Below are 26,035 nucleotides of genomic sequence, written 5' to 3'. Positions count from 1 at the left end.
CGGGGCGCGTTGACCCCTAGGTCAGTCGAATCGCATTCCAGGAAAGGGGTTCAAGGACGGCGCTCAGAGTGCCGTCGTTCAGCGATGTGCCCTCGGCCGGATGAGGGGTTACCCGCTCCGGCTCCTCCAAGGTGTTGCGGGCGTTCGGGTCCTCGTCCGCCAGCACGCTGTGCTCCGCCACGGACGTCAGACCGAGTCCGCCCAGGGCCACTTCCAGCGGCAGGGCCTCCGACTGGCTGCGGTTCACGGCGAAGACGGTGACCGTGCCGTCCTCGGCCCTGACCGCCGTGGCGTGCAGCAGGGCCGTCTCGCCGTACTTCTTCGTCTCGTGGGTCGGTGAGTCCACGCGGACGTCCAGGACCTGGCCCCTGCCGTACCGGGAGGCCTGGGCGAAGGGGAAGAACGTCGTCTGGCGCCAGGCCGGGCCGCCGGGCTCGGTCAGGATCGGGGCGATGACGTTGACCAGCTGGGCCAGGCAGGCGACCGTGACGCGGTCCGCGTGGCGGAGCAGGGCGATGAGGAGGGAGCCGAAGACCACCGCGTCCAGGACGCTGTAGTTGTCCTCCAGCAGGCGGGGGGCCTCGGGCCAGTCCCGCGTGTCGGAGTTCTCGATCTCGTGCCACTTCGAGGTGTACCAGACGTTCCACTCGTCGAAGGAGAGGTTGATCTTCTTCTGGGACTTCAGCCTGGCGCCCACGTGGTCGCAGGTGGCGACCACGTTCTCGATGAAGGACTCCATGTCGACGGCGGAGGCCAGGAAGGAGTCGAGATCGCCGTCCTGGGGCTCGTAGTAGGCGTGCAGGGAGATGTAGTCGACCAGGTCGTACGTCTCCGCGAGGACCGTCGCCTCCCACTCGGCGAAGGTCGGCATGGACTGGCTGGAGGAACCGCAGGCGACCAGTTCCACGGTCGGGTCCAGCTGGCGCATGGCGCGGGCGGTCTCGGCGGCGATACGGCCGTACTCCTCGGCCGTCTTGTGGCCGGTCTGCCAGGGGCCGTCCATCTCGTTGCCCAGGCACCAGACCTTGATGCCGAAGGGGTCCTTGTCGCCGTGGGCGGCGCGGAGGTCGGAGAGGGCGGTGCCGGAGGGGTGGTTGGCGTACTCCTGGAGTTCCAGGGCCTCCGCGACGCCCCGCGTGCCGAGGTTGATGGCCATCATGGGCTCGGCCTGCGGGCCGACCTTCTTCAGGAAGGCGATGTACTCGGAGAGGCCGAAGCGGTTGGTCTCCGTCGACCGCCAGGCGAGGTCGAGGCGGCGGGGGCGGTCCTCGGCGGGTCCGACGGAGTCTTCCCAGCGGTAGCCGGAGACGAAGTTGCCGCCGGGGTAGCGGAGGGTGGTGACGCCGAGTTCGCGGACGAGGTCGAGGACGTCCTGGCGGAGGCCTTCGGCGTCCGCCGAGGGGTGGGTGGGTTCGAAGATGCCGGTGTAGACACAGCGGCCCAAGTGCTCGACGAAGGAGCCGAAGAGGCGGGGGTTGACTTCGCCGATGGTGAAGGCGGGGTCGAGGGTGAAGCGGGCGGTGCGCATTTTCGCCTTTCGGGGGGAGTACTTGTGTTTCGTGGGCGGGTGCGGGTGCGTTGTGGCTGGTCGCGCAGTTCCCCGCGCCCCTAAAAGACCTTGGGCCAGCCGTTCTTTGTCCAGCCCAAGGGGTTGAGCCCCAGCTTTGGGGTGCCGTTGTCGTCGGCGTCGTAGTAGTGGTAGGCCAGCCAGGTCTTGCCGTGGGTGCGGAAGGTGGACTCTCCGCCCGTGCCGATGTAGCGGCCGTGGCCTGCCAGGAGCAGGTCTCCGCCGCCGTTCAGCATCGGCGTTCCCGTGCTGTCGGTGTACGGGCCCGTCACCTTTGTCGAGCGGCCCACCCTGATCTTGTAGGTGGAGTTCACGCCGGCGCAACAGGCGTCGTACGACGCGAAGAGGTAGTAGTAGCGGCCGTGGTGGAGGATCGAGGCGCCTTCGACGGCGTAGGGGGCGTCGGGGCGGGTGGCCAGGTGGGCGACGGGGGCGCCCGGGAGGGCCTTGCCCGTTCTCGGGTTCAGCTCGACCATGCGGATGCCGGTCCAGTAGGAGCCGAAGGCCATCCAGAGCCTGCCGTCGGCGCGGACGATCGCCGGGTCGATGGCGTTCCAGGAGTCGGACGTCTCGGAGGAGAAGGCCTTGCCCTGGTCCTGCCACGTGCCGGGGAGACCCGACCGGGACGTGGCCACGCCGATCGCGGAGTGGTTGGTGCCCCAGGAGGAGACCGCGTAGTAGAGCCAGTAGCGGCCGTCGCGGTAGGAGAGGTCGGGGGCCCAGGGGTCGGCGGTGGAGTTGTAGTCGTACCACCAGGCCGGGGGTGTGGTGAAGGCGTTGCCCGCGTCGGTCCAGTCGTGGAGGTCCGTGGAGAGGCGGGCGCCGATGATGCCGCCGGTGGAGTAGGCGACGTACTGGCCGGACGCGAGCCGGTGGACGGTGGGGTCGTGGATGATCTGCTGGCCGGTGAGGGGGAGGGGGTCGGGGTAGGTGGGGTCGGCGGTCGCGGTGGTGGGGAGGAGGGCGATGGTCGCGGCCGTGAGGAGGGCGGCGAGTCTGGGGAAGCGCTTCAACACTCTCGGCTCCCTACTGGCCGGCCAGGCCCGTGTGGGCGACGCCCGCCACGATCTGGCGCTGGAAGAAGACGAACACGATGATCAGCGGGAGGCCCGCCATGAGGCCGCCGGCCATGAGCTGGGCCCACTGGATGCCGTAGGAGTTCATGACGGTCGCGATGCCGTTCGGCATGGTCATCAGGTCGGGGTTGTTGGTCACCATGTAGGGCCAGAGGAAGTTGTTCCAGGAGGCGATGAAGGTGAAGATGCCGACCGCCGCGAGGGAGGGGCGGGAGAGCGGGAGGACGATGGTGAAGAAGACCCGCCAGCGGCCCGCGCCGTCGATGAAGGCGGCCTCTTCGAGTTCGCGCGGGATGCCCTGGAAGAACTTGTAGAGGATGTAGACCATGGCGGCGGGGGCGCACTGGGGAAGGATCATGCCCCAGTAGGTGTCGACCATGCCCATCTGCTGGACCGTGGTGAAGAGCGGGACGCCGAGGACCGCCGGGGAGACCATCAGGCCGGACATGACCAGGCCCATCAGGGCGCCCTTGCCGCGGAACTCGGTGCGGGCGAAGCCGTATCCGGCGAGGGCGCTGACCAGGACGACGACGGACGTCACGCAGACGGAGACGACCAGGGAGTTCACGAACCAGTCGGTGATGTTGCCGGTGTCGAAGAGCGCCTTCCAGGCCTGGCCGGTCCAGTGCTTCGGGAGCCAGTGCGGCGGTACCTCGACGGCCTCGGTCTCCGACTTGAGGGAGGTGAACAGGCCCCAGAGGAGAGGGGCGAGGAAGACCGCGGAGACGGCCGTGCCGAGGAGGGTGAGGACGATCTGGCTGGGGGTCCAGGTCCTGCGGGGCTTCACGGGTACGGCGGTGGTCATCGGGTGGCCTCCTCGGTGCGGTTGCGCAGCAGCCACATGCGCGCGAGGGCCACGGCGGCGATGATCACGAAGAAGATGACGGAGATCGCGGAGGCGTAGCCCACGCGGTAGCTGGTGAAGCCCTCTTCGAGGGTGTACTGGACGAAGGTGCGGGTGGAGCTCTCGGGGCCGGGGCCGAAGTCCATCATCACCACGGCCTGGTCGAAGACCTGCAGGGACGCGAGGATCTGGAGCGCGATCACCAGGCCCGTGATGTTGCGGAGCATGGGGAGCGTGATGTGGACGGCGCGGTGCCAGGCGTTCGCGCCGTCCAGTTTCGCGGCCTCGTAGAGGTGGGCGGGGATGGACTGGAGGGCGGCCAGGTAGAGCAGGAAGCTGAAGCCGACGGTCCACCACAGGGTCTCGATGACGATGGCGAGCATCGCGTACGACTTGTCGGTGAGCCAGGGGGTGTTGGCGCCGAAGACGTGGTTGATCATGCCGGTGCCGGGGTTGAACAGCCACTGCCAGAGGTTGCCGGCGACGGTGGAGGGGAGCAGGAAGGGGGCGAAGAAGCAGAGGCGCCAGAGCCACTTCCCGCGCTCGATGTGGTGGGCGAGCATCGCGAGGAGGAAGGCGAGGACCGTGATGCAGGGGACCACCAGGAGGGTGAAGTACGCGCTGTGGCCCAGCGCGTCCCACATCAGCGGGTCCTTGAGGGCCTCGCGGTAGTTGTCGAGGCCGACGAAGTTGGCGTCGGCGCCGGTGATGTTGGCGTCGGTGAGGCTGAGGTAGACACCGCGCAGCAGCGGCCAGATCACGAAGAGCGTGAAGAGGAGGAGGAAGGGCGCCACGAACCAGCCGCCGTGCTGGAAGCCCTGCTTGCGGCGGAGGGTGGCGCTGACGGCGGCGGCTCTGGTGCGGGCCGGTGCGAAAACGGTCTCGGCGGTCGTCATGCGGCCGTACCTCCCTGCGCGGCGGTCTTGCCGTCCATGGGGTTCTTCATCGCGAGCAGCGTGGCGAGTTCCTTCTTCATCCGCCCGGCCGCGGCGTCGGGCTTGGCCGAGCCCACGGTCGAGGAGACGACGATCGGGCCGACGCGCTGGGCGAGGATGCCGGTGGAGCCCGCGAACCAGACCTTGGGCTCGTTGGCCTGGTGGTCCATCGCCGACACGTACTCGTTCTGCGGGTAGAGCTTCTGGTACGCGGGGGTGGACAGGGTCGGCTTGTAGGCGGGGATGTGGCCGCCGGCCGCCCACTGCTGGGCGTGGGTGACGACGTAGGCGGCGAGCTGGTGGGCGGCCTCGTCGGTGGCGCCGCCGCGGTCGGACTGGTGGGGCAGTACGAAGGAGTGCGACTCGGCGTGGGTGGCCCGGGTGCCGAAGACGGGCGGGAGCGGGATGGCGCCGTAGTCCAGCTCGGCGCCGGAGTAGACCGGCACCGACCAGTTGCCCTCCCAGGCGAACGGGGCGCCGTTGATGAACTGTTCGGCGTTGACGGAGCCCATGGCGGGGTCGGCGTAGCCTTCGCCGACGTGCCGGCGCAGGAACTCCAGGACCTGGGTGGCCTTGTCGGTGTCGAAGGTGACCTCGGTGCGCTCGTCGTTGAACCAGGTGCCGCCGAGCTGGGTGTAGAAGGCGACGAAGAACCACCACTGGAAGTTCTGGTCGTTGATCCACAGGCCGATGGTCTGCAGGCCCTTCTTGGTGGCCTTCTTGGCCTCCTTGAGGACGCCGAACCAGTCGTCGACCGAGGTGACGGGCACGATCCGGTCGTCGGCGCCGAGCAGTCCGGCCTTCTTCAGCACGTCCTTGCGGTAGAAGCAGAGCTGGACGTGGATGTCGAGCGGGAGGGCGTAGAGCCTGCCGTCGATGACGCCGCGCTGCCACAGCCCGGGGTTGTAGTCCTGTTCGCGCAGGCCGTACTTGGCGAGCAGGTCGACGTCCCAGGCGTCCAGGAGGCGGCCCGGCGCGAAGCCGTCGACCCGGCCGATGTGCATGACGCCGAGGTCCGGGGCGCGGTTGCCGGCGGCGGCCATGGCGAGCTTGGTGTAGAAGGGGTTGCCCCACTGGAGGGTGGAGTCCTTCACCGCGATGTCCGGGTGCGCCTTACGGAAGGCGTCCAGCATCGCGATCATGTTGGAGCCGTCGCCGCCGCTGAAGAGGTTCCAGTAGCGCACCCGGGTGCGCGCGGTGGAGGCGAGCGCGTCGGCGCCGGTGCCGAGGGCCGCGAAGCCGAAGCTTCCTGCCACCGCCAGCCCTCCCGCCGTGCCCAGTAGGTGCCTGCGACTGAGGCCAGGTCGTCCCATTGCCTGCCCTTACACTCGTTCGACATTTCGGATTACGCTCGTAACTTCGAACGGGACCGTAAAATCGAAGCGCTTGCGCGTCAATGGGTCCGGCGTGACTTTCCTGTATCGGGCAGTCGTTCTCATGTGAACCACCGGCGTCGGAACCCATGACGCGGACACTTCGGGACGCGTAATCTCGGACCGGCCGACGCAGCGCGGCGACCGCCGTGGGGCGGTGCGAAGGGGGAGCGATGGACTTGGCCGGCGCGCGGCACCGGTGGGCCCGGATCGCCGCGAGGCTGTGCCCCTGGCGCTCCCGGACGAACGCGGGGATGCGCGTCCTCGCCGCCGACCTCGCCGCCGCCGTCCGTGCCCGGCCGCGCCCGCCCGCCGGGGTGGGCGAGCTGTGCCGGGCGCTGTGCGAGGAGATGGCCGCGCGGCGCGCCGGGCGGCCGGTGGAGCTGCGGTTCGAGCGGTTCCCGGACGAGATCGAGGTCACCGGGCTGTGGGTGGAGTTCCAGGACTTCGACCTGGTCATCGTCGAGGAGCGGGCCGAGGCGGTGCAGCAACTGGTCATCCTCGGCCATGAGCTGTGGCATCTGCACGCCGGGCACCGGCACCAGCACGGGGTCGGCCCGGCGGCGGCGCGGGCGCTGGCGGACCAGCCGGGCTGGCGGGAGCGGGCGCTGACGGTGGCCGCGCGCAACGGCTCCCGGGAGAGCGACGAGGCCGAGGCCGACGACTTCGGGTACCGGCTGGCGACCGCCTTCCGGCCGTACGTCGAGAACCCGCACCGCACCCCGCCCGACCCCGTCCAGCGGACCCTCGGCTATCGCGGGCGCGGTGGGGCGGCACGGTGACGACCGCCTCGCCGGCGCTGAACCCCTCGCGGTTCCTCAGCGAGTTCTACATCTCCTTCTGGATCCCGACCGCGGTGCTGACCACCGCCCTGGTGATCAAGCTGCCCAGCATCGTCCGGCTGTGGCGTGATCCGCTGCTGCGCGCGGTCGGCGGACTGCTGCTGCTCGGCTGCGCGGTGTTCGTGTTCTGCAGCCCCTCGACGATCACCGCCGTGAACCGGTGGGCCGGCGTGCCCAACATCTCGGCGCCCTGGTGCTATTCGCTGCTCACCGCGCTCGGCGCCTCCTGCCTGCTGCTGATCATCGCCTGGCGCAACGGCCTCTCCGACCGCTCGGCGCCCACCCGGCGCGCGATCCGCTGGGTGGTCGCCGGCTACACCGGGGTGATCGCCGCGCTGTGGCTGCTGTTCGCGCTCGCCGACGTGCCGGTGGAACGGCCCCGGGACCTCGACACCTACTACGCCACCACCCCGTTCATGGGCGAGGAGATCCTGCTCTACCTCCTCGCCCACTGCCTGGCCTGCGTCATCACCTCACGGCTGATCTGGAACTGGGTGCGCACCGAGGGCCTCGACGCCTGGCTGCGCTGGGGGCTGAAGCTGCTCGGCGTCGGCTACCTGCTCAACCTGATCTTCGACGCGGCCAAGCTGGTCGCGGTCGGCGCCCGCTGGTCCGGCGCGAACCTGGACTGGCTCAGCACCGACCTGGCCCCGCCGGTCGCCGCCCTCGCCGCCATCCTCATCGCCGTCGGCTTCATCCTCCCCCACGCCGGCCAGTACCTGCACGACCGCTGGCGGATCCGGCTCGCCCACCGCGAACTGCGGCCGCTGTACCGGCTGACCCGGACCGTGCACGGCGACGGTGTCCCCTTCGTCCTGCGCGCCACCCCCGAACTGCGCCTCACCCGCCGCGAGACGTTCATCCGTGACGTCCTGCTCCCCCTCACCCGCCGCATCGACACCGACCTCGACCGCCGCTCCTACGACGCGGCGCTCCACCTCGGCCACCCGCCCGACCGCGCCCGCGCACTGGCGTCGGCGGTGAGCATCCTGGACGCCGTCGACAGCGAAGGCCGTACGGCGGGCCCGGCCACCGACGCCCCGGACACCGCCCGCCTCCTCCAGGAGATCGGAGCGGTGTCCCGGGTACTGCGCCGCCCCGAGGAGATCGAGGCGGTGCGGGCTCGAGTGACGGAGCCGGAAAGCGCCCCGTCAGGGGCGCGGGGCTCTGACATGTGCGGCTCCGCCGCGTGGGCGCGACCAGCCCCCACCCACCCGCAGCCGAACCGGGTTCTTCAGGCAACCGCTACCCGGCGAACGCCGGTTGGGCGACACCCTTCCCGGCCCCCGGAATCACCAGCAGGGAACCCGCCGTCGGATGCGGCCGCTCCAGGCCGACCCGGGCCGTCGTGACGTAGAGGTCCGTCAGATCGGCGCCGCCGAACGCGCAGGCCGTCGTACGCGGGGTGGGCAGCGTGATGACCCGGTCCAGTTCACCCGTGGGCGTGTAGCGGCGCACCGCTCCCCCGTCCCACAGCGCCACCCACACACAGCCGTCGGCGTCGACCGTGAGGCCGTCGGGGTAACCGGCGCCCTCCTCGATCGTCACCAACGGGCGGCGGTTGGAGGGGAGTTCGCCGTCGTAGTCGAAGACGTCCACCCGGTTGGTCGGGGTGTCGATGTAGTAGACGTGGCGGCCGTCCGGGCTCCAGCCCGTGCCGTTGCTGACGGTGACGTCCGCCAGCAGCGTCGTCGCCGTGCCGTCCGCCGTCACCCGCGCCAGGGTGCCGCCGCCCGCCGCCTCGTCGTAGCGCATCGTGCCGGCCCAGAGGGAGCCGTCGGGGGCGACCGCCGCGTCGTTGGCCCGGCGGCCCGGGACCGGCTCGCGGTGGAGCCAGCGGAAGGTGTCGTCGGGGTCGAGGAGGGCGACGCCGTCCCGGAGGTTGAGGACCAGACCGCCGCCGGCGCGCGGCTTGACCGCGCCGACGTGCTGGTCCGTGGTGCGGATCGTCCGGCGGCCGGTCGCCGGGTCGTAGGTGTGCACGCGGGAGCCGAGTATGTCGATCCAGAGGAGGCGGCCGGTGGCCGGGTCCCAGGTCGGGCCCTCGCCGAGGGTCGCCTCCGCCGCCACCGCGACCTCGTACGCCGTCGTCGTCATCCCACGCTCCGGTGGCCGAGGCGCTCGGAGAGTTCGGCGGCGCCCTTGGCGGCGAGCTGCTCCAGCTCGCCCCGGCGCTCGTCGCTCCAGCGGATCATCGGGACGGAGATGGAGAGCGCCGCGACGACCTGGCCGGTACGGTCCCGGACCGGCGCGGCGACACAGGAGACGTCCGGGTTGGACTCACGGCTCTCCACGGCGATGCCGCGTGCGCGGATCTCGGTGAGGGCCTCGCGCAGCGCGTCCGGGTCGGTGATGCTGTTCGGGGTCATCCGGACCAGGTCGGCGTCGTCCGGGATGCGCGCGGACAGCTCCGGCTCCGGCAGCGAGGCCAGCAGCATCTTGCCGACCGAGGTGCAGTGGGCGGGCAGCCGGCGGCCGGCGGCGGAGACCATGCGCACGGCGTGCGTGGAGTCGACCTTGGCGATGTAGATGACGTCGGTGCCTTCGAGGATCGCCACATGGACGGTCTCGTCGCAGGTCTCGGCGACCGACCGGGCGACCTGCTGGCCCTCGGCGGCGAGGTCGAGCTGCTCGGCGTACCGGCTGCCGAGCTGGTACGGACGGACTCCGAGCCGGTAACGTCCGGGCTGTCCGGGTACGGGCACGATGTACGAGCGGGCGGAGAGCGTGGTCACCAGCTCGTGCACGGTGGTCCGTGGCAGCTGGAGTTTGCGCACTATGTCGGGGGCGGAGAGGGTCCCGTCCCCGTCCAGGAAGAGCTCAAGAATGTCGAGAGCCCGGGTCACGGCAGGCACAAGGCGTCCCACGTCCGGCCCCCTCCCTTGGGTAAGCGCCAGATCTCGTCGGAGCGGCGGAGCCGTTCGAGATATCAACAGGCGATCGGCATGACGAACACAGGCTAACCACCGAGGATTCCCCGGGCAATGGCCGGGAACGAGCCGGACACACGCAAGTGCACCATGGGTCCCATGCAACTGGACTTCCAGCTGGTGCTGCTGCGCCGTATGGCCGACCACAACCCGGACCTGGTCGAGGACGCCCGCCGCGCCCTGGGCGCCTCGCTCGCGGACATGCGGGAGGCCAACAAGCGCTGGCAGGCGATGGTCCGCTCGCCCAGATCCCGGTCGGCGGCGGCCCGCTACCGCTCGGTCCTCGGCCCGCCCGACACGGAGTCCACCCGCACGGTCGGCGACCTGGAGTGCGCGGTCTGGCAGTGGCCGCTCCCCCTGTGGCCCACCCTCCGCTTCGAGGTCCTGGCCGGGGCCGGCGGCGCGGTCTGGAACGAGTGGCTGGTCCGCGCCCCCGGCGCCCCGGCCCCGAGGCTGGAGACCTTCGAGGACCTCACCCCCTGGTCCTGCACCCTCGACGAGGCCGCCCGCGCCTTCGCCCCCGCCCGCCCCCTGGAGGGCACCGCCCCCACCCGCTGGGGCCTGGCCCTCACCCTCCCCGACGGACGTCAGGCGGTCGCGGAGTTCACCTGGGGGCTGCTGCAGCGCACCGCCGTCATCGACGACGCGCCGCGCCGATGACCGCCGCCACCACCGCGTCCACCGACCCGGGGTGCAGGAACAGGAACAGGTTCGGCTCGATCAGCTCCAGCTCCATCACCCGGGGCCGCCCGTCCTCCCCGTCGACCAGGTCCACCCGCGCGTACAGCAGCTCGGGAGCCTCCGGTACGGCGGCCAACGCGTGGTCGGCGACCGCGAGTTCGGCCGGGGTCGGGGTCCACGGCTCCAGGTCGGGGTGGGCGACCTTCTCCGCGTCGTACGCCGTGCCCCGGGTGAGCACGGCCCGCTTGCGGCTGGCGTGCAGCAGCCGCCCGCCGAAGAACTGCAGCGCCCGTTCCCCGCTGACGTCGATCCCGGAGACGTACGGCTGCACCATCGCGGTCAGGCCCTCGTCGTGCATCCGGGCGAGGTGCCGTACGGCCGTCCCGTCATCGGCGGGCGTGTAGCGGGCGGCGAACCGGGCGCCGGCGCCGAAGGTGGGCTTGACGACGAAGTCGCGGTCGGCGGGGAAGTCGGCGAGCCCGGCCGGATCGCCGGGAGCGAGATAGCGGGTCGGTACGACGGGGACTCCGGCCGCCGCGAGGTCGCCGAGGTACCGCTTGTCGGTGTTCCACCGGAGCACCGACGCCGGGTTGAGGATCCGCGTCGCCTTCCCCACCCGCTCCACCCACGCCACGAACTCGTCCGCACGCCAGCTGTAGTCCCAGGTCGAACGGACCACGACCAGGTCGTGGCCGCCCCACTCCGCCTCCGGGTCGTCCCACGGGTGGGCGACCGCGTCCGCCCCGGCGGCGGCCAGCGCGCGCAGCAGCACCGGCAGGTCCTGGTCCTTGCTCGGCTCGGTGCCGGGGTCGTAGGTGGCGAGGGCTATCCGGGGCACGGCGGGGCTCCCTTGACTGACGGTGGTCACGTTTCCCCGGCAGGCTAGCCGTTGGCCTGTTGACCTTCACCTTCGGTGAAGCCCCAGCATCGATGGCGGACGTCGAGGAACGCGAGGCAGCGCATGCAGTGGATGACCATCGGAGCCTTCGCCAAGGCCTGCCGGCTCTCACCGAAGGCACTGCGGCTCTACGACGAGCTGGACCTGCTGCGGCCCGCCCGGGTCGACCCGGACACCGGCTACCGGTACTACGCCGCCGCCCAGCTGGAACGCGCGCGGCTGGTGGCCTGGCTGCGGCGGCTGGGGATGCCGTTGGCGCTGATCCGCGAGGTGTGCGGGCTGCCGGCGGGCCGGGCCGCCCAGGAGATACGGGCGTACTGGGCGCGGGTCGAGGCGGAGACCGTCGTACGGCGGGATCTGGCCGCGTTTCTCGTCGACCACCTGTCAGGAGAAGAGACGAGAAGGGACACGACGACCATGCTCGAACTGCGCTATGCGGCCCACTCGGACCGGGGGCTCGTCCGGCCGGCCAACCAGGACACCGCCTACGCGGGACGGCGGCTGCTGGCCGTCGCCGACGGGGCGGGAGCGGCCGGGGACCGGGCCAGCGCCGCCGCCGTGGAGGCGCTGAAGTTCCTGGAGGACGAGGAGTTCCCGGCGGGCGGCGTGCTGAACCTCCTGGAGGACGCGGTGCGTTCGGCCGGTGCGGCCGTGCGGGAGGTGGCCGGGGGCAGCGCGGACATCGGTACGACGCTCACCGCGCTGCTGTGGACCGGGTCCCGGCTGGCCCTCGTGCACATCGGGGACTCGCGGGCGTATCTGCTGCGGGACGGGGAGCTGTTCCGGATCACGCACGACCACACCGTGGTGCAGTCGCTGATCGACGAGGGGCGGCTGGCACCGGAGGAGGCGGACAGCCACCCGCAGCGGATGCTGCTGGCCAAGGCGCTGTCGGGCGGCGCGGAGGCGGTCCCGGACCTGAAGCTGCACGAGGCCCGGCGCGGGGACCGGTACCTGCTGTGCTCGGACGGGCTGAGCAGGGCGGTGCCCGACGACCGGATCCGGGAGCTGCTGGCGGGCGGGACGGAACCGGGGGACGCGGTGCGGGTGCTGGCCGAGGAGGCGAACGCGGCGGGCGGGGCGGACAACGTGAGCTGCGTGGTGGCCGACGTGGTGGCCGGTGTGGTGGCCGGTGTGGTGGCCGACGTGGGGGCCGACGTGGGGGCTGACGTGGTGGCGTCGGCCGGCCCGTCCGTCCCGGCCGGATAAGAGGCGCCGGGAACCGCGCGGCCTCGGGACCTGGTGTAGGAAGGGGCTGTCGAGGTTCCGACCGCTGTGTCCGATGTGAGGAGTCGTCGCGTGTCCCTTCTGTTTCCGGCGTTGGTGGACGGTCCGGGCGAGCGCGTCGCCCTGCGGTTCGGCGCGAGGTCGTTGACGTACGGGGAGGTCGCCGGCGCGGCGGGCGCCGTCGCCGGCCGGGTCCGGGACGCCGAGCGGGTCGCCGTGTGGGCGACCCCGGAACTGGAGACGGCCGTCGCCGTCGTCGGGGTGCTGCTCGCCGGCCGGGCGGCCGTACCGCTCAACCCCAGGTCGGGCGAGAAGGAACTCGCGCACATCCTCACCGACAGCGCGCCCACCGCGGTGCTGGCGGCCCCCGGCGCCGCCCTCCCGCCGGCCGTGGCCGCTCTGCCCCGGATCGACGTCGACGTGCGGGCCGCCGGCCCGGTGCCGGAGGACCGTACCGCCGAGGACGACCCGGCCCTCGTCGTGTACACCTCCGGCACCACCGGCCCGCCCAAGGGCGCCGTCGTCCCGCGCCGCGCGCTGGTGGCAACCCTGGACGCGCTGGCCGACGCCTGGCAGTGGACCGGCGAGGACACCCTCGTCCACGGCCTTCCGCTCTTCCATGTGCACGGACTCGTGCTGGGGATCCTCGGGCCGCTGCGGCGCGGCGGTTCCGTGCGGCACCTCGGGCGGTTCGACACCGCCGGGGTCACCCGGGAGCTGAACGACGGCGGGACCATGATGTTCGGCGTCCCGACCATGTACCACCGCATCGCCGAGGCCCTGCCCGACGACCCCGGACTGGCCAAGGCGCTCGGCCGGGCCCGGCTGCTGGTGTCCGGCTCGGCGGCGCTGCCCCTGCACGACCACGAGCGGATCGCGGCCGCGACCGGACGGCGGGTCATCGAGCGGTACGGGATGACCGAGACGCTGATGAACACCAGCATGCGCGCGGACCGGGAGGCACCGGCCGGAACGGTCGGCGTCCCCCTGCCGGGTGTGGAGCTGCGTCTGGTGGAAGAGGACGGCACGGCGATCACGGACCTGGACGGGGAGACCGTCGGGGAGATCCAGGTGCGCGGCCCCAACCTGTTCACCGAGTACCTCAACCGGCCGGACGCCACCGCCGCCGCGTTCACCCCCGACGGCTGGTTCCGCACCGGGGACATGGCCGTGCGCGAGCCGGACGGCTCGGTGCGGATCGTCGGACGCAAGGCCACCGACCTGATCAAGAGCGGGGGTTACAAGATCGGGGCCGGTGAGATCGAGAACGCGCTCCTGGAGCATCCGGGGGTGCGGGAGGCCGCCGTCACCGGGGAACCGGACCCGGACCTGGGCGAGCGGGTCGTCGCCTGGATCGTCCCGGCGGATCCGCAGGCGCCGCCGTCCCTGCCGGAGTTGGCGGACCATGTGGCCGCCCGGCTGGCCCCGCACAAGCGGCCCCGCGTCGTCCACCACCTGGACGCCCTCCCCCGCAACGACATGGGGAAGATCATGAAGCGGGCCCTGGGTGCCTGAGGGAACGGCCGGACGGCTCTCCGCCCGGCGGATCCTCGGCCTCGTCACCGACCCGGACACCTTCACCGAACTCCCCTCCCCGACAAGGCGGTCCCGCCCCGACGGGCCCCTCGGCTGGCAGGGGTACGACGCCTCGCGCGCCCGCGCCGCCGAGCGCACCGGCGAGGAGGAGTCCGTCGTCGTCGGGACCGCGCGCGTCGAGGGCACGGCGGCCGTCCTGATCGCCTTCGAGTTCGGCTTCCTCGGCGGCTCGCTGGGCGAGCGGACCGGGGACCGGCTGGAGGCGGCGTACGTCCATGCCCGCGCCCACCGGCTGCCGGTGGTGCCGCTGGTCGCGACCGGCGGCAGCCGGATGCAGGAGGGCATGCTCGCCCTCACCCAACTCCAGCGGGTGGCACGGCAGTCGGCGCTCACCCGGGAGGCGGGGCTGCCGCAGATCGCCGTGCTGCGCGATCCGACGACCGGTGGCGGCTGGGCCACCCTGGGCGCCGGCGCGGACGTCGTCCTGGCCCTGCCCGGCGCACAGGTCGGCTTCGCGGGCTCCCGGGTCCGCCCGCCGGACGCGGACCCGGCCGCGTACACGGCGGAGGCCCAGGTCGCGGCGGGGTCGGCGGACGCCGTGGTGTCCGTCGAGGAGCTGAGGCCGGTGCTGGGGCTGTGGCTGCGGCTGCTGACCGCACCGGCCACGGCCCCCGCCGACCCACCGCCCGCCCTCGGCGGCAGCGGGCTGCCCGCCACCGGCTGGGAGGCCGTCCAGCGGGCCCGCGCACCTCGCCGCCCGCGCGCCGAGGCCTACCTGGACGCCTACTTCAGCCGCCGGGTCGCCCTGTCCGGCGACCGGTGCGGCGGCGCGGATCCGGGCGGGATGCTGTGCGGGTTCGGCGAGCGGGACGGCCGTGGCGTGGCCTTCGCCGCGCAGACCGGCACGGCGACCCGGCCGGCCGGGTACCGGACCGCCGCCCGGCTGATACGGCTCGCGGACCGGCTCGGCATCCCCGTACTGACCCTCGTCGACACCCCGGGCGCCGCCAACGACGCCGAGGCGGAGCGGCAGGGAGCGGGCGCCGCGATCGCCGAACTCTTCGCCGAGGTGGCGGCAGCCCGCACACCGATCACCACCCTCGTCATCGGCGAGGGCGGCTCCGGCGGCGCACTGGCCCTCGCCGCACCCCACAACACCTGGGCCACACCCGACAGCTACTTCTCCGTCATCGCCCCCGAACTGGCCACAGCAATCCTCAAACGCCCCCCGGAGAACGCCGAACCCACCGCCGACCAACTCCGCATCCGCCCCCAGGACCTGGTGCAGCTGGCCGTGATCCGCGGAATCGTGCCCCACCCAGACGACACACCCACCACACCACCACCGCCACCGCCATCGCCCGGACCACGTGCTGGGTGACGGGGCGGCGCCGGCAAGGCACCGACCGCCGCCAGGGCCGTCGAGGCAGCGGAGGGCGCCGGGGCCACCGATGGCCCACGAGGGCACCAGGCCGATCGCGTGCCCCGTGGGCAGCGAGCGAGGTCGCCCCTCGCCCAAAGGAACGTCGGCTTCCCCTCCCGGCCCCTCCCCTCCTCGCCCTCTTCCTCGCCCCTCCCTTCCTCGCCCCTCCCCTCCTCGTAGCGTGCGGTCGGGTGGGGCGGCGGACAGGGGGCGCGTCTGGTGGGGGTGGCCGCCGGGGTATGGCCGGCCTGCGCCCCCCTCGGACCGGGAAACCCCCCATTCAGCCGCGCCCCGCCCGGCCCCCTTCCGAAGGCGCGCCGTGCTGATCGCCCGGAGGATGCGAAGCAGGCCGCCGACCGGCGGTGTCAGCCCACACGGCCCGCGCACTCGGGAGGATCTGCCGTGACCGTCAGTCTGGAGCAGTTGCGCCGCTGCCATTTCGCCGTCGATCTGGGGGCCGCCCGCACCCGGGTGTATGTGAAGGGCATGGGCCTGGTCGTCGACCAGCCTTCCGTCGCCGCCGTGAACACCCGTACCGGCGCCCTGATCGCCGTCGGCGAGTTCGCCGAGAAGATGACGGGCCGCACGCCCGACTACATCCGCGTGGTACGCCCCATCTCCGGCGGCACCATCGTCGACATCGAGATCGCCCAGCGGATGCTGCGGCACCTGCTCGGCGACAAGATCCGCCGGATGCTGCGCCGCAAGCCCCGGCTGCGCGCGGCGGCCTGCACCCCGCACGACGCCGATCCGCTGGCCCAGCGGGCGACCATCGAGACGCTGGTCGGACTGGGGGCGCGGCGGGTGGAGCTGGTCGACACGCTGATCGCCGCCGCCGTGGGGTGCGGGATGCCCGTGGAACGGCCCGAGGCGACCATGATCCTGGTGTGCGGGGCCGCCGCGACGCAGGTCGCCGTGCTCTCCCTCGGGTCCATCGTGCGCGCCGAGCGGCTGCCGGTCGGCGGCGAGTCCGTGGACCACGCGATCGTGCAGCATCTGCGGCACGAGCACGAGCTGATGCTGCCGAGTCAGTCGGTACGGCCGTTGCAGCTCGCCCTGTCCGGCAACGGGCTCACCCCGCAGGGGCCGGCGTCGACGGAGATCCACGGCCGGGACGTGGTCACCGGGCTCGCCCGCAGCGTGCAGGTGGACACCGCGGCCGTCCGGGACGCCATCCAGACCCCGCTGACGGCCGTGCTCGACGGGATCGGGAAGGTGCTGCGGGACTGCCCGCCCGACCTGGTCGCCGATCTCGCCGACCGGGGGATCATGATGGTCGGCGGCTCGGCGCTGCTGCCCGGCTTCGACCAGCTGCTGCGGGAGGCCACCGGGATGCCGGTGCACATCGCGGAACGGCCGGACGTGTGTGTCGTCCAGGGCATCGGGGCGATGCTGGAGGGCCGGATCGAACCGCTGGTGCTGGATCCGCTGGCAGCGTAGGACGTACGCGATGTGAGTCGATGCGCCCCCTGCGCACCTTGTCGTGTCTCGATTAGGCTGTACTCACCGATGGTGACGGGAGGGGACGTTCCGTGACAGCCGAACTCACCGAGTACCTCGCCGGGGCGGCAGCGGTCACCCGCCTCGCCGTCACCCGCGTCGGAGTGACCGGGCACCGTTCGATCCCGCCCTCGCTCCTGCCGTTCGTCCACTCCGAGCTGCGGCACCAGTTCAGCCGTACGGACGTGGAGCTGGAGGCGCTCAGCTGCCTCGCGGCCGGCGCCGACCAGCTGTTCGCGGACATCGCCCTGGCGCACGGCGTCCCGGTGACGGCCGTGATCCCGGGCATGGACTACGAGGCCCATCTGGGCGACGAGGAGGAGCGGGCGGCGTTCCGCAGGATCCTGAGATCCTGCACGACCCGTGTCGACCTGCCCCGCCAGCCGACGCACGAGCAGGCGTACTTCGCGGCGGGCTGCTGGGTCGTGGACCACTCCGACCAGCTGATCGCCGTCTGGGACGGCCGGCCCGCGCGCGGTCCGGGCGGCACCGGCGACGTGGTGGCCTACGCCCGGCGCCGCGGGGTGCCGGTGACGGTGCTGTGGCAGCCGGGGGTACGGCGGGACTGACGCCGGCCGGTCCCGGGCACCGCGCCACGGACGGCGCCTCAGTTGCCGAAGCGCACCAGCCACTCCGTGTGCGCCGGGGACATCAGGCGTTCGGCCTCCTCCACCGCCTCGGCCCAGCCCGACTCCGTGACCGTGGTGGACATGGCGATCCGGGTGGTCTCCAGGTCCTGTTCGATGAGGGAGTGGGCCTGGGTCAGCGGGCCGTGCCGCCGTACCTCCTGCCAGGCGACACCGGCCGCGGCGGCCGCGCTGAGCAGCCCCGCGAGGTCCGCGCCGCCGAGCAGGCCGACGGTCCGCAGCAGGGCGGCGGCCAGGGCGAACAGGGTCAGGCCCGCGGTGACGCTCGACCAGCGGGCGGCGGCGCGGTGCGCGCGCGAGGCCCGGTTCTTGTACCAGACCGCCTGCTCCAGGAGCCGGTCGCGCAGATAGAGATCCCGGCGCGCCGGGTACGACTTGGCCCGCTCCGCGCGCATCCGCGGCGTGATCTGCCCCTTGCCGCGCTCCCCGACCCCGTCGCGGGAGTCCTCCCAGCCGCACTTGCGCAGCTCGCGCAGGCGGTCCTCCAAGCGCTCCGCGAACACCGCGTCCGGGTCGGCGACATCGGAGTGGAAGGCCCCGCCGTGCACCATGTACTGCCAGGCCAGTGTCTTCGTCAGCTCGGCCGCCGCCCGGTGCGCCTGCCAGTGGGCGCGGGAACGGCGGCGGGAGGTGCTCAGACCGAGGGCTATCGTCAGCCCGTACAGCACCGCGGCCAGCACCGTCATGACGTGCCCGGAGGCCTGTTCGGTCAGCACGGCGGCCGTGGTGGCCAGCAGCAGCAGGAGCAGATGCGTCCGCACCGCCCGGAACGAGTCGCTCTGATGACGCAACGCCCACTGATCGCTCGACCGGAACAGCGGCGGCAGATCCTGATCGTCCAGTGTGGTGCTCGGAACCGGAGTGGTTGCAGCCCCCATGACGCCCCCCGAATGCCGTGCGCGCCCCCGTAGGCTTCCGCGCGCCCCCGAAAAAACGGCCTGAGATGTCAATGAGGACGGAAAGCGGGTCCCCGCACAAGAGGGTCGCAGGGCATTCCCACTGTGCAGTCCACCTCAGGCAGCCCCGGCAGGGGCCAAAGCCGGCCGCGTTGTGCGCAATGCGTGAGGCTGCCGCTCACACGAAGATTGATATGTCCATATATCGCCTGTCGGGCACATTGTTGGTTCGGCCGTAGAACAACCGTCGGCGGGCAGGGGGGACTTGTGGGCACTGCGGAGCGTGGGGCCCGGACAGCGGGGACCCGGACCACCGGGTACGCGTCCTCTTCAACGACCTGTGCAGTCACATCATGGCGCTCATGGACCACCTGAGCCAGAACCTCGCCACCTGCCGGGTGTGCGTGCCGCGGTCGCGTAACTGAGTCTGCGCTTCCAACTCGCCGACGTGCCGCGCGCCGGCCTGGGCCGGCGTGATCAGCCCAGCTCGAACCCTTGACCCTGTGAGCGCGTGCGGCGCACCGGGCGCCGTCGGTCAGTCCTGCCGCTTTCCCGTCAGCAGCCAGTCCAGTACGTCGGGCAGGGCGCGGAGCGCGGCGAAGTGCGCGGCGTCCGGCGCCAGGACGGCCTCGGCGCGCGGGATGCGCGCGGCCAGCCAGGAGAAGTGGGAAGCGGGCGTGAACACGTCCTTCGCCCCGTGCCACAGCAGCACCGGCACCCCGATGTGCGCCGGGTCGAATCCCCACGGGCTGGTCAGCGCGATCATGTCGTCGATCCAGCCGTACGGCGAGGTGCGCAGCGCCTCGTAGTAGTTCCGCAGCAGCATCGACCGAACGCCGTCGTCGGAGACGATCCGCCGGTCGTCCTCGGTCAGACCGGACCGCAGCTCCTGCAGCAGCCGCTCCGGGTTGCTGCGGATCGCGGCCGCGCGGGAGGCGATCCGTGCCGCGTACCGCTGCGGGTCGGTGAATACCGTACGGAACTCGTCGACGTTGGACGGTGTCATCCCGGCGAACCAGTCGAGCCCCTCGGCGTCTCGCGGTGCGAGCCCCACCAGAGCGGCCGCCCGGGTCACCCTGCCCGGCAGCAGGGCCGCGCAGGCGAGGGCGTGCGGGCCGCCGCCGGAACGGCCGGCCACCGCGAACCGGTCCAGTCCGAGCGCGTCCGCCACGGCCGCCACGTCCTCGACGGCGTCCACCACCCGCCGGCCGGGGCTGCGGTCCGAACCGCCGTATCCGGGGCGGTCGAAGCTGATGAGCGCGGCACCTTCCTGGTGGCAGAGCATGGGCCAGGTGCCCACCCGGCTGCCGGGTGTGCCGTGCAGGAGAATCACCGGCCGTCCCCCGGGATTCCCCGAGACGGCCACCTCCAGCCGCCGCCCGCTCGCGGTCCGCACCAGGTCGAGCACTCCCGCGTCCTCCTCCTGCGCCCGCAGCCGGGCCCATATCGCCCGAAATGTGCCCATGGCGTCGAGACACGAAACGAATGCGCGGGCCGACGGAGCGAAACAGGGCGAGCCCCAGCCGAAGGGGCGGGCGAAGTGGCGGGGCGAAGGGGAAGGCAGGGGTGGGAGGCAGGGTGGGTGAGGGCCGGGACGACTTGCCGGTCAGGACGGTGACACCGCGCACGGGTGCCAGGTGAGCGCCGGGGCGAACCGGGCCCGGCCGTCCGGCGGCGGTCAGGCCTCCCGGTGCCTCCGCCGTCTGCCGGTGCCTCCGCCGACCACCGGCCTCCGGCCGTCGGCCTCCGGCTAGTACGGCAGGATGCGCCCGGAAGGCGTCCTGCGGTCGATCTCCTGGCCCCGAGGAGCGGGGCGACGAACAACGCGTACGCGGATCCGACCGTCCATGACGCCCTCCTCTTGCCGAGCACTGCCCGCACCTGCTGTCCGGTAGGAGGGCTCTGCCCCGCACGTGGCAGGTCCAAGCCTCGTGCGGGGCAGGAATGTTGGCGGCGTCAGCTCAGGCCGAGGCTGGACAGGGCCGTCGTCCAGTCGGTCACGATGGCGTCCTGGGCGTCGGAAAGACTGACGGTGCCCGCACAGACGGCCTTCTTGAGCTTGTTCTCGACGGTGTCCTTGTTGGCGGCGGTCTTGGTGCCGTACTCCGGTTCGGGCCAGAGGTTCAGCTCACTCTTGGGGGCGCCGCCGAGCTCCAGCGGGACGAAGTGGTCCTCCTCGTAGTCGGAGGTGCTGGTGTCGGTGTAGCCGTACTCGACGATCTGCTTCTTCTTCAGCGCGGTGGTGTAGGAACTGGACGGCCGTACGGTCGCGGTCCAGCCGGAGACGCAGATGGTGGAGTCGATGGTGCTCTGGGTGACGTCGGGGTTGAAGTCGCCGGGCTGGCAACTGGGGTCGGGGAGCGGGAGGTAGGCCTGGCTGCAGGACTGGGCGTGGGCCGTGCCGGTGGTGAGGGTGAGGCCCGCGACGGTGAGGGCGAGAGCGGAGAGGGTCGTGACGAGGGGGCGCCGCGTTCGGGACATGTGGGGGTCTCCCGGTGAGGTGCCGCCCGGCACGGTGCCGGGCAGTCGTGGGCATGACAGCACCGGGGGTTCTATGCGGGTAGACCTCTTTACCCGGGACGGGAGTTGCTTAGTTGAAGATTGGACCCGGGGCGGGCAGCCGTAGGCCAAGCCATGGCCAGGGCTTGGTTGTCGTCGCAACGGCCCACTTCGACGCGGGTGTCGGGGGCGCGGAGTCCGGCCGCCTTGCATGTTCGACCAGTCGGACATTGTTCGAAAACTCTTGACGACCCCGTATACATCGTTTGACACTCTCGCAACGCGACGTCATCTGCAGTTAACGACAAGGGACTTGGCAGGAACCCCCATGACAGCCGCCATGCCGCACACCGCACGACCCCGTGGCCGCGCGAGACGCCGGGCGGGTCACCTCGCCGCCCTGGCCGCCGCCTCGACGCTCCTCGCCCTCGCCGGACCGACGCTCCCCGCGGCGGCCGAAACCCCCACCGCCGACAGTCTCACCACCGGCCTGGCCCTCTGGTACCCCCTCGACTCCGCCGACGGAGCCTCCGACGCCTCCGGCAACGGCCGCGACGGCACGGTCAACGGCACCGCCGACTGGTCGTCCTCCGGCCAGGGCCTCGGCTTCAACGGCTCCGACACGTACGTCAAGGTCCCGGACGACGTCATGAAGGGCATGGACGCCATCACGGTGTCCCTGGACGTGCGGATCGACTCCGCCCAGTCCACCCCGTACTTCCTCTACGGCTTCGGCAACTCCAGCGGCAGCAGCGGCAACGGCTACCTCTTCACCACGGGCAACTCCTTCCGCACCTCCCTCGCGACCGGCAACTGGTCCACCGAGCAGACGACCAAGCCGTCCGACTCCCACAACCTCACCCGCGCGGTGTGGAAGCACCTCGCCTACACCCAGACCGGCACCACGGGCGTGCTCTACGAGGACGGCGTCGAGGTCGGCCGGAACACCTCCGTCACCATCACCCCCGGCGCCATCGGGTCGGGCAGCACCGTCGCCAACTACATAGGAAAGTCCGTCTACTCGGGCGACAAGCTCTTCAAGGGCCGCATCCGCGACTTCCGCGTATACGACCGTGCCCTCGACGGCGCCGAGGTGGAGCAGCTCGCCCTGCCCGTCGACACGCAGGGGGTAGCCGACGACAAGGCGGCCCTGAGCCTGGGCGACACCGGTGGCGTGACCGCCGACCTGGACCTGCCGAAGACCGGCACGGCGGGCGGTTCGGCCATCAGCTGGTCCAGCGACCATCCTGACGTCGTCTCGGACTCCGGCAAGGTGACCCGGCCCGCCGCCGGCTCCCCCGACGCCCGTGCCACGCTCACCGCGACCCTCACCAAGGGCACGGTCACCGACACCAGGACCTTCGACATCACCGTCCTCGCCGACTTCGACGACGCCACCGCCGCCGAGCAGGCCGCCGACGCCCTCACCGTCCACAACATCGACGACGCCCGCGGCAACCTCACCCTGCCCGCCGATGGGGCCTACGGCACCACCGTCACCTGGTCTTCCGCCGACCCGGACGTCATCGATGCCGACGGCACGGTCCACCGCCCCGCGCACGGCGCCGGAGCCACGACGGTCGACCTGACCGCCACGGTCACCAGGGGCGAGGCGCACAGCACCCGCACCTTCACCGCCCGCGTCCCCGAACTTCCCGCCCCCGCAGCCCTCAAGGGCTACATGTTCAGCTACTTCACCGGCGAGGGCACCGCCGACGGCGAGCAGCTCTACGCCGCCCTCAGCAAGGGCGACGACCCGCTGAACTGGCGGGAGTTGAACGACGGCAAGCCCGTCCTGACCTCCACGCTCGGCGAGAAGGGCCTGCGCGACCCGTTCATCATCCGCTCCCCCGAGGGCGACAAGTTCTACCAGATCGCCACCGACCTCAGGATCTACGGCAACGGCGACTGGGACGCCGCCCAGCGCACCGGCTCCAGGTCCGTCATGGTCTGGGAGTCCACCGACCTCGTCCACTGGACGAACCAGCGGCTGGTGAAGGTCGCCCCGGACAGCGCGGGCAACACCTGGGCGCCCGAGGCGTTCTACGACGCGAAGCTCGGCGAGTACGTCGTCTTCTGGGCGTCGAAGCTGTACGGCGACGAGGCGCACTCCGGCGACACGTACAACCGCATGATGTACGCCACCACCCGGGACTTCTACACCTTCAGCGAGCCCAAGGTGTGGATCGACCGCGGCTGGTCGGTCATCGACTCCACGATGATCCAGCAGGACGGCACCTACTACCGGCTCTCCAAGGACGAGCGGAACAACACCTCCTCGACGCCCAACAGCAAGTTCATCTTCGAGGAGAAGAGCGACTCGATCCGCAGCACCGACTGGACCCCGGTCGCGGAGGGCATCGGCAAGGGCGCGATGAGCGCGGCCGAGGGGCCGCTGGTCTTCAAGTCCAACACCGAGGACAAGTGGTACGCGTTCCTCGACGAGTTCGGCGGGCGCGGGTACATCCCGTTCGAGACCGACGACCTCGACTCCGGGGTCTGGACCCCGGTCGCCGACTACGACCTCCCGGCCAAGCCCCGCCACGGCACGGTGCTCCCGGTCACCCAGGCCGAGTACGACCGGCTCCTCCGCGCCTACCAGCCCGATCAGTTGGTGGAGAGCGTCGAGAGCGTGCGGGTGAAGACGCGGACGGGGCAGGCCCCGGTCCTCCCCGCCACCGTCATCGCCACGTACGCCGACGGTGCCGACCGGCCCGTGGCCGTCAGCTGGGACGACGTCCCGGCGTCCGCGTACGCGCAGCCCGGCACCTTCACCGTCACCGGCAGCCTCCCGGACGGCGCCGCGATCCCGGTCCAGGCCGAGGTCACGGTGTCGGAGGAGGGTCCCGACGTCCCGGCCGACCTGCTGCTGCACTACGACTTCGACGAGAGCGGCGGCAACATCGCCGTGGACAGCAGCGGGCACGGCTATCACGGCACGTATGTCCGTACGCCCGCGTTCGGCACCGGGGTCGAGGGCGGCTCCTTCAAGATGTCGGGGGACGCGACGAGTTCGCCGTACGTGAAGATCCCGAACGGGGTGCTGAAGAACGCCGGCAGCGTGACCGTGTCGACGTACGCCAAGTGGCAGGGCGGCGACAGCTTCCAGTGGCTGTTCGGGCTGGGCCCGGACAGCGACACGTACCTCTTCGCCACCCCGTCCAACGGCGGCTCCAGTCTCTACTCGGCCATCACCAAGGCGAGTTGGTCGGCGGAGTCCAAGCTGACGGCCGGCTCGCAGCTCACGCCCGGCCAGTGGAAGCACGTCACCGTCACCCTCGACGGCACCACCGGCACGATGGTCCTCTACGTGGACGGCGTCGAGGCGGCCCGCACCACGACCACCATCAAGCCGTCCGAGCTGTACGACGCGAGCAAGGACTACACCGGCTACATCGGCCGCTCCCTGTACTCCGCCGACCCGTACTTCGGCGGCGAGGTCGACGACTTCCGCATCTACGACCGGGCGTTGTCGGCCGCCGAGGTGATGGAGCTCAGCGGCAACACGGCCGGGATCGCCAAGGCGACCCAGACCGGGCTGAAGGTCGACGCCATCGTCGACGACGCGGACAGCAGGATCACGCTGCCGATGACCGAGGGCTCCGATCTCACCTCCCTGGCACCGGAGTTCACCCTCGCCCACGGCGCCGCCATCAGCCCGGCCTCGGGGAGCGTGCACGACTTCAGCAAGCCGGTGACGTACGAGGTGACGGGCTCCGACGGCAAGCGGCGCACCTGGACGGTCTCGGCCCTCGTCATGAAGAGCCCGGTACTGCCGGGGCTCAACGCCGACCCGAACATCGTCCGCTTCGGCGACACCTTCTACCTCTACCCGACCACCGACGGCTACGACGGCTGGAGCGGGACGCAGTTCAAGGCGTACTCCTCCACCGACCTCGTCCACTGGACGGACCACGGCGTCATCCTCGACCTGGGTCCGGACGTCAGCTGGGCGGACAGCAGGGCCTGGGCGCCGACGATCGCCGAGAAGGACGGCAAGTACTACTTCTACTTCTGCGCCGACGCGAACATCGGGGTGGCGGTGGCCGACTCGCCGACCGGGCCGTTCAAGGACGCCCTCGGCAAGCCGCTCCTCAAGTCCGGTGACTTCAGCGGCCAGATGATCGACCCGGCCGTCTTCACGGACGACGACGGGCAGTCGTACCTCTACTTCGGCAACGGCCACGCCTATGTGGTCCCGCTGAACGCCGACATGACGTCCATCGACACGGCGAAGGTCGAGGACATCACGCCGAGCGGCTACAACGAGGGCTCGTTCGTCATCAAGCGCAACGGCACCTATTACTTCATGTGGTCGGAGAACGACACCCGGGACGAGAACTACCGCGTCGCCTACGCCACCGGGCCCTCCCCCACCGGTCCCTGGAGCAAGCGGGGCGTGATCCTGTCCAAGGACCTCTCCCTGGGGATCAAGGGCACCGGCCACCACAGCGTCGTACACGTCCCGAACACCGACGACTGGTACATCGCCTACCACCGCTTCGCCATCCCCGGCGGCGACGGCACCCATCGCGAAACCACCGTCGACAAGCTGGAGTTCGACGCGGACGGACTGATCAAGCCGGTCGTGCCGACGCTGACCAGCATCGATCCGGTGACCGTCGTGCACGCGGGACCGGACGCCGGTGGGACGGAAGGGGACGCGATCCCGCTCGCCGGCACCCTCTCCGGCGCCGGTACCGCGAAGTGGACCCTGCCCGCGAAAGCCCCCTGCACGGTCACCGACCCGGCGTCCGCGACGACCACCGTCACCTGCACCGACAACGGCACCTACACCCTCACCCTGACCGGCGGCCGCAGCACCGACACCACCACCGTGACCGTCGCCAACGCCCCGCCGGCCATCACCGACGCGCACGGCCACGGCGACCGGCGGGTCACCGTCGCCGTCCGCTTCACCGACCCGGGCGCCTCCGACACCCACACCTGCGTCGTCGACTGGAAGGACGGCAGCCGCCCGACGCGGGGCACGGTCCGCGGCTCGGTCTGCCGTGCCGAGCACCTGTACCGGAGGCCCGGCGGGCACCGGCCGGTGGTCACCGTCAGCGACGACGACGGAGGGACGGCCACCGTCGTCGTACCCCTGCCGCAGCGGCACCCCGGGAAAGCACGGTCGCGTAACACGTGAATCACAGGAGGT

20 protein-coding genes are annotated in these 26,035 nt (G+C 71.6%); 9 read left to right on the top strand and 11 right to left on the bottom strand.

What is annotated here, in order from left to right:
• Positions 1-16: 16 nt before the first annotated feature.
• From ACGFZS_RS01940 to ACGFZS_RS01920, 5 genes are all read right to left on the bottom strand, one after another.
• The gene (locus ACGFZS_RS01940) at positions 17-1,528 is read right to left on the bottom strand and encodes an alpha-N-arabinofuranosidase (protein WP_393793488.1); all 1,512 of its coding nucleotides are present in this window, start codon (positions 1,526-1,528) and stop codon (positions 17-19) included.
• An 80-nt stretch (positions 1,529-1,608) separates the two neighbouring features.
• The gene (locus tag ACGFZS_RS01935; RefSeq protein ID WP_393794102.1) at positions 1,609-2,580 is read right to left on the bottom strand and encodes an arabinan endo-1,5-alpha-L-arabinosidase; all 972 of its coding nucleotides are present in this window, start codon (positions 2,578-2,580) and stop codon (positions 1,609-1,611) included.
• A 13-nt stretch (positions 2,581-2,593) separates the two neighbouring features.
• Positions 2,594-3,448 carry a carbohydrate ABC transporter permease gene (locus tag ACGFZS_RS01930; RefSeq protein WP_393793487.1) on the bottom strand — a complete coding sequence of 285 codons (855 nt, stop codon included), beginning with the start codon at positions 3,446-3,448 and terminating at the stop codon, positions 2,594-2,596.
• A complete protein-coding gene (locus tag ACGFZS_RS01925; protein ID WP_393793486.1) occupies positions 3,445-4,383 on the bottom strand; it encodes a carbohydrate ABC transporter permease in 939 nt (312 codons plus the stop codon). The genes ACGFZS_RS01930 and ACGFZS_RS01925 overlap by 4 nt, the downstream gene beginning before the upstream one ends.
• The gene (locus tag ACGFZS_RS01920) at positions 4,380-5,735 is read right to left on the bottom strand and encodes an extracellular solute-binding protein (RefSeq protein ID WP_393793485.1); all 1,356 of its coding nucleotides are present in this window, start codon (positions 5,733-5,735) and stop codon (positions 4,380-4,382) included. Before ACGFZS_RS01920 ends, ACGFZS_RS01925 begins: the two co-directional genes overlap by 4 nt.
• A 233-nt stretch (positions 5,736-5,968) precedes the next feature.
• Here ACGFZS_RS01920 and ACGFZS_RS01915 point away from each other — a divergent pair, with 233 nt between their 5' ends.
• Both ACGFZS_RS01915 and ACGFZS_RS01910 read left to right on the top strand, forming a co-directional pair.
• Positions 5,969-6,577: a toxin-antitoxin system, toxin component family protein gene (locus tag ACGFZS_RS01915; protein ID WP_393656292.1), complete on the top strand. Its 609-nt coding sequence runs from the start codon at positions 5,969-5,971 to the stop codon at positions 6,575-6,577.
• Positions 6,574-7,989 (top strand): MAB_1171c family putative transporter, encoded by a 1,416-nt coding sequence (locus tag ACGFZS_RS01910; RefSeq protein ID WP_393793484.1) that lies wholly within the window; start codon positions 6,574-6,576, stop codon positions 7,987-7,989. Before ACGFZS_RS01915 ends, ACGFZS_RS01910 begins: the two co-directional genes overlap by 4 nt.
• Here ACGFZS_RS01910 and ACGFZS_RS01905 read toward each other — a convergent pair.
• Both ACGFZS_RS01905 and ACGFZS_RS01900 read right to left on the bottom strand, forming a co-directional pair.
• Positions 7,883-8,734 (bottom strand): SMP-30/gluconolactonase/LRE family protein, encoded by an 852-nt coding sequence (locus ACGFZS_RS01905; protein ID WP_393793483.1) that lies wholly within the window; start codon positions 8,732-8,734, stop codon positions 7,883-7,885. The two genes, ACGFZS_RS01910 and ACGFZS_RS01905, sit on opposite strands and share 107 nt — an antisense overlap.
• A complete protein-coding gene (locus ACGFZS_RS01900) occupies positions 8,731-9,504 on the bottom strand; it encodes an IclR family transcriptional regulator (RefSeq protein WP_365690182.1) in 774 nt (257 codons plus the stop codon). Before ACGFZS_RS01900 ends, ACGFZS_RS01905 begins: the two co-directional genes overlap by 4 nt.
• A gap of 117 nt (positions 9,505-9,621) precedes the next feature.
• Here ACGFZS_RS01900 and ACGFZS_RS01895 point away from each other — a divergent pair, with 117 nt between their 5' ends.
• Positions 9,622-10,227, top strand: coding sequence for a hypothetical protein (locus ACGFZS_RS01895; RefSeq protein ID WP_393793482.1), 606 nt, complete (start codon positions 9,622-9,624; stop codon positions 10,225-10,227).
• Here ACGFZS_RS01895 and ACGFZS_RS01890 read toward each other — a convergent pair.
• Positions 10,202-11,086, bottom strand: a complete 885-nt coding sequence (locus tag ACGFZS_RS01890; protein WP_393793481.1) for a RimK family alpha-L-glutamate ligase — start codon at positions 11,084-11,086, stop codon at positions 10,202-10,204. The two genes, ACGFZS_RS01895 and ACGFZS_RS01890, sit on opposite strands and share 26 nt — an antisense overlap.
• Before the next feature lie 123 nt (positions 11,087-11,209).
• Here ACGFZS_RS01890 and ACGFZS_RS01885 point away from each other — a divergent pair, with 123 nt between their 5' ends.
• The 5 genes from ACGFZS_RS01885 (at position 11,210) to ACGFZS_RS01865 (ending at position 17,401) form a co-directional block, all read left to right on the top strand.
• The gene (locus ACGFZS_RS01885) at positions 11,210-12,355 is read left to right on the top strand and encodes a MerR family transcriptional regulator (protein ID WP_393793480.1); all 1,146 of its coding nucleotides are present in this window, start codon (positions 11,210-11,212) and stop codon (positions 12,353-12,355) included.
• Between the two features lie 90 nt (positions 12,356-12,445).
• Entirely contained in the window at positions 12,446-13,888 is a 1,443-nt protein-coding gene (locus tag ACGFZS_RS01880) for an acyl-CoA synthetase (protein ID WP_393793479.1), read from the top strand.
• Positions 13,881-15,290, top strand: coding sequence for a carboxyl transferase domain-containing protein (locus ACGFZS_RS01875; RefSeq protein WP_393793478.1), 1,410 nt, complete (start codon positions 13,881-13,883; stop codon positions 15,288-15,290). The genes ACGFZS_RS01880 and ACGFZS_RS01875 overlap by 8 nt, the downstream gene beginning before the upstream one ends.
• Before the next feature lie 444 nt (positions 15,291-15,734).
• Complete coding sequence (locus ACGFZS_RS01870; RefSeq protein ID WP_393793477.1) at positions 15,735-16,772, top strand: rod shape-determining protein; 1,038 nt, start codon at positions 15,735-15,737, stop codon at positions 16,770-16,772.
• A 92-nt stretch (positions 16,773-16,864) separates the two neighbouring features.
• Positions 16,865-17,401, top strand: a complete 537-nt coding sequence (locus ACGFZS_RS01865; RefSeq protein ID WP_393793476.1) for a hypothetical protein — start codon at positions 16,865-16,867, stop codon at positions 17,399-17,401.
• Between the two features lie 38 nt (positions 17,402-17,439).
• Here ACGFZS_RS01865 and ACGFZS_RS01860 read toward each other — a convergent pair whose 3' ends face one another.
• From ACGFZS_RS01860 to ACGFZS_RS01850, 3 genes are all read right to left on the bottom strand, one after another.
• A complete protein-coding gene (locus tag ACGFZS_RS01860; protein ID WP_393656312.1) occupies positions 17,440-18,357 on the bottom strand; it encodes a DUF4231 domain-containing protein in 918 nt (305 codons plus the stop codon).
• Positions 18,358-18,910: 553 nt separating this feature from the next.
• Positions 18,911-19,783, bottom strand: a complete 873-nt coding sequence (locus tag ACGFZS_RS01855) for an alpha/beta fold hydrolase (protein ID WP_393794101.1) — start codon at positions 19,781-19,783, stop codon at positions 18,911-18,913.
• Positions 19,784-20,331: 548 nt separating this feature from the next.
• Positions 20,332-20,856 carry a hypothetical protein gene (locus tag ACGFZS_RS01850; protein ID WP_393793475.1) on the bottom strand — a complete coding sequence of 175 codons (525 nt, stop codon included), beginning with the start codon at positions 20,854-20,856 and terminating at the stop codon, positions 20,332-20,334.
• Positions 20,857-21,214: 358 nt separating this feature from the next.
• Between ACGFZS_RS01850 and ACGFZS_RS01845 the strand changes: the two genes are divergently transcribed.
• Complete coding sequence (locus ACGFZS_RS01845) at positions 21,215-26,023, top strand: family 43 glycosylhydrolase (RefSeq protein ID WP_393794100.1); 4,809 nt, start codon at positions 21,215-21,217, stop codon at positions 26,021-26,023.
• Positions 26,024-26,035: the final 12 nt, after the last annotated feature.

The organism is Streptomyces sp. NPDC048288 (genome assembly GCF_043201555.1).
Lineage (GTDB): Bacteria > Actinomycetota > Actinomycetes > Streptomycetales > Streptomycetaceae > Streptomyces.
This window is presented reverse-complemented; position numbering and strand designations above follow the sequence as displayed.

Coding starts and splice junctions, on each gene's coding strand:
- ACGFZS_RS01895 (WP_393793482.1), top strand. CDS start 9,622: ATGGCCGGGAACGAGCCGGACACACGCAAGTGCACCATGGGTCCCATG.
- ACGFZS_RS01915 (WP_393656292.1), top strand. CDS start 5,969: ATGGACTTGGCCGGCGCGCGGCACCGGTGGGCCCGGATCGCCGCGAGG.
- ACGFZS_RS01885 (WP_393793480.1), top strand. CDS start 11,210: ATGCAGTGGATGACCATCGGAGCCTTCGCCAAGGCCTGCCGGCTCTCA.
- ACGFZS_RS01925 (WP_393793486.1), bottom strand. CDS start 4,383: ATGACGACCGCCGAGACCGTTTTCGCACCGGCCCGCACCAGAGCCGCC.
- ACGFZS_RS01845 (WP_393794100.1), top strand. CDS start 21,215: ATGCCGCACACCGCACGACCCCGTGGCCGCGCGAGACGCCGGGCGGGT.
- ACGFZS_RS01940 (WP_393793488.1), bottom strand. CDS start 1,528: ATGCGCACCGCCCGCTTCACCCTCGACCCCGCCTTCACCATCGGCGAA.
- ACGFZS_RS01930 (WP_393793487.1), bottom strand. CDS start 3,448: ATGACCACCGCCGTACCCGTGAAGCCCCGCAGGACCTGGACCCCCAGC.
- ACGFZS_RS01920 (WP_393793485.1), bottom strand. CDS start 5,735: ATGGGACGACCTGGCCTCAGTCGCAGGCACCTACTGGGCACGGCGGGA.
- ACGFZS_RS01860 (WP_393656312.1), bottom strand. CDS start 18,357: ATGGGGGCTGCAACCACTCCGGTTCCGAGCACCACACTGGACGATCAG.
- ACGFZS_RS01850 (WP_393793475.1), bottom strand. CDS start 20,856: ATGTCCCGAACGCGGCGCCCCCTCGTCACGACCCTCTCCGCTCTCGCC.
- ACGFZS_RS01905 (WP_393793483.1), bottom strand. CDS start 8,734: ATGACGACGACGGCGTACGAGGTCGCGGTGGCGGCGGAGGCGACCCTC.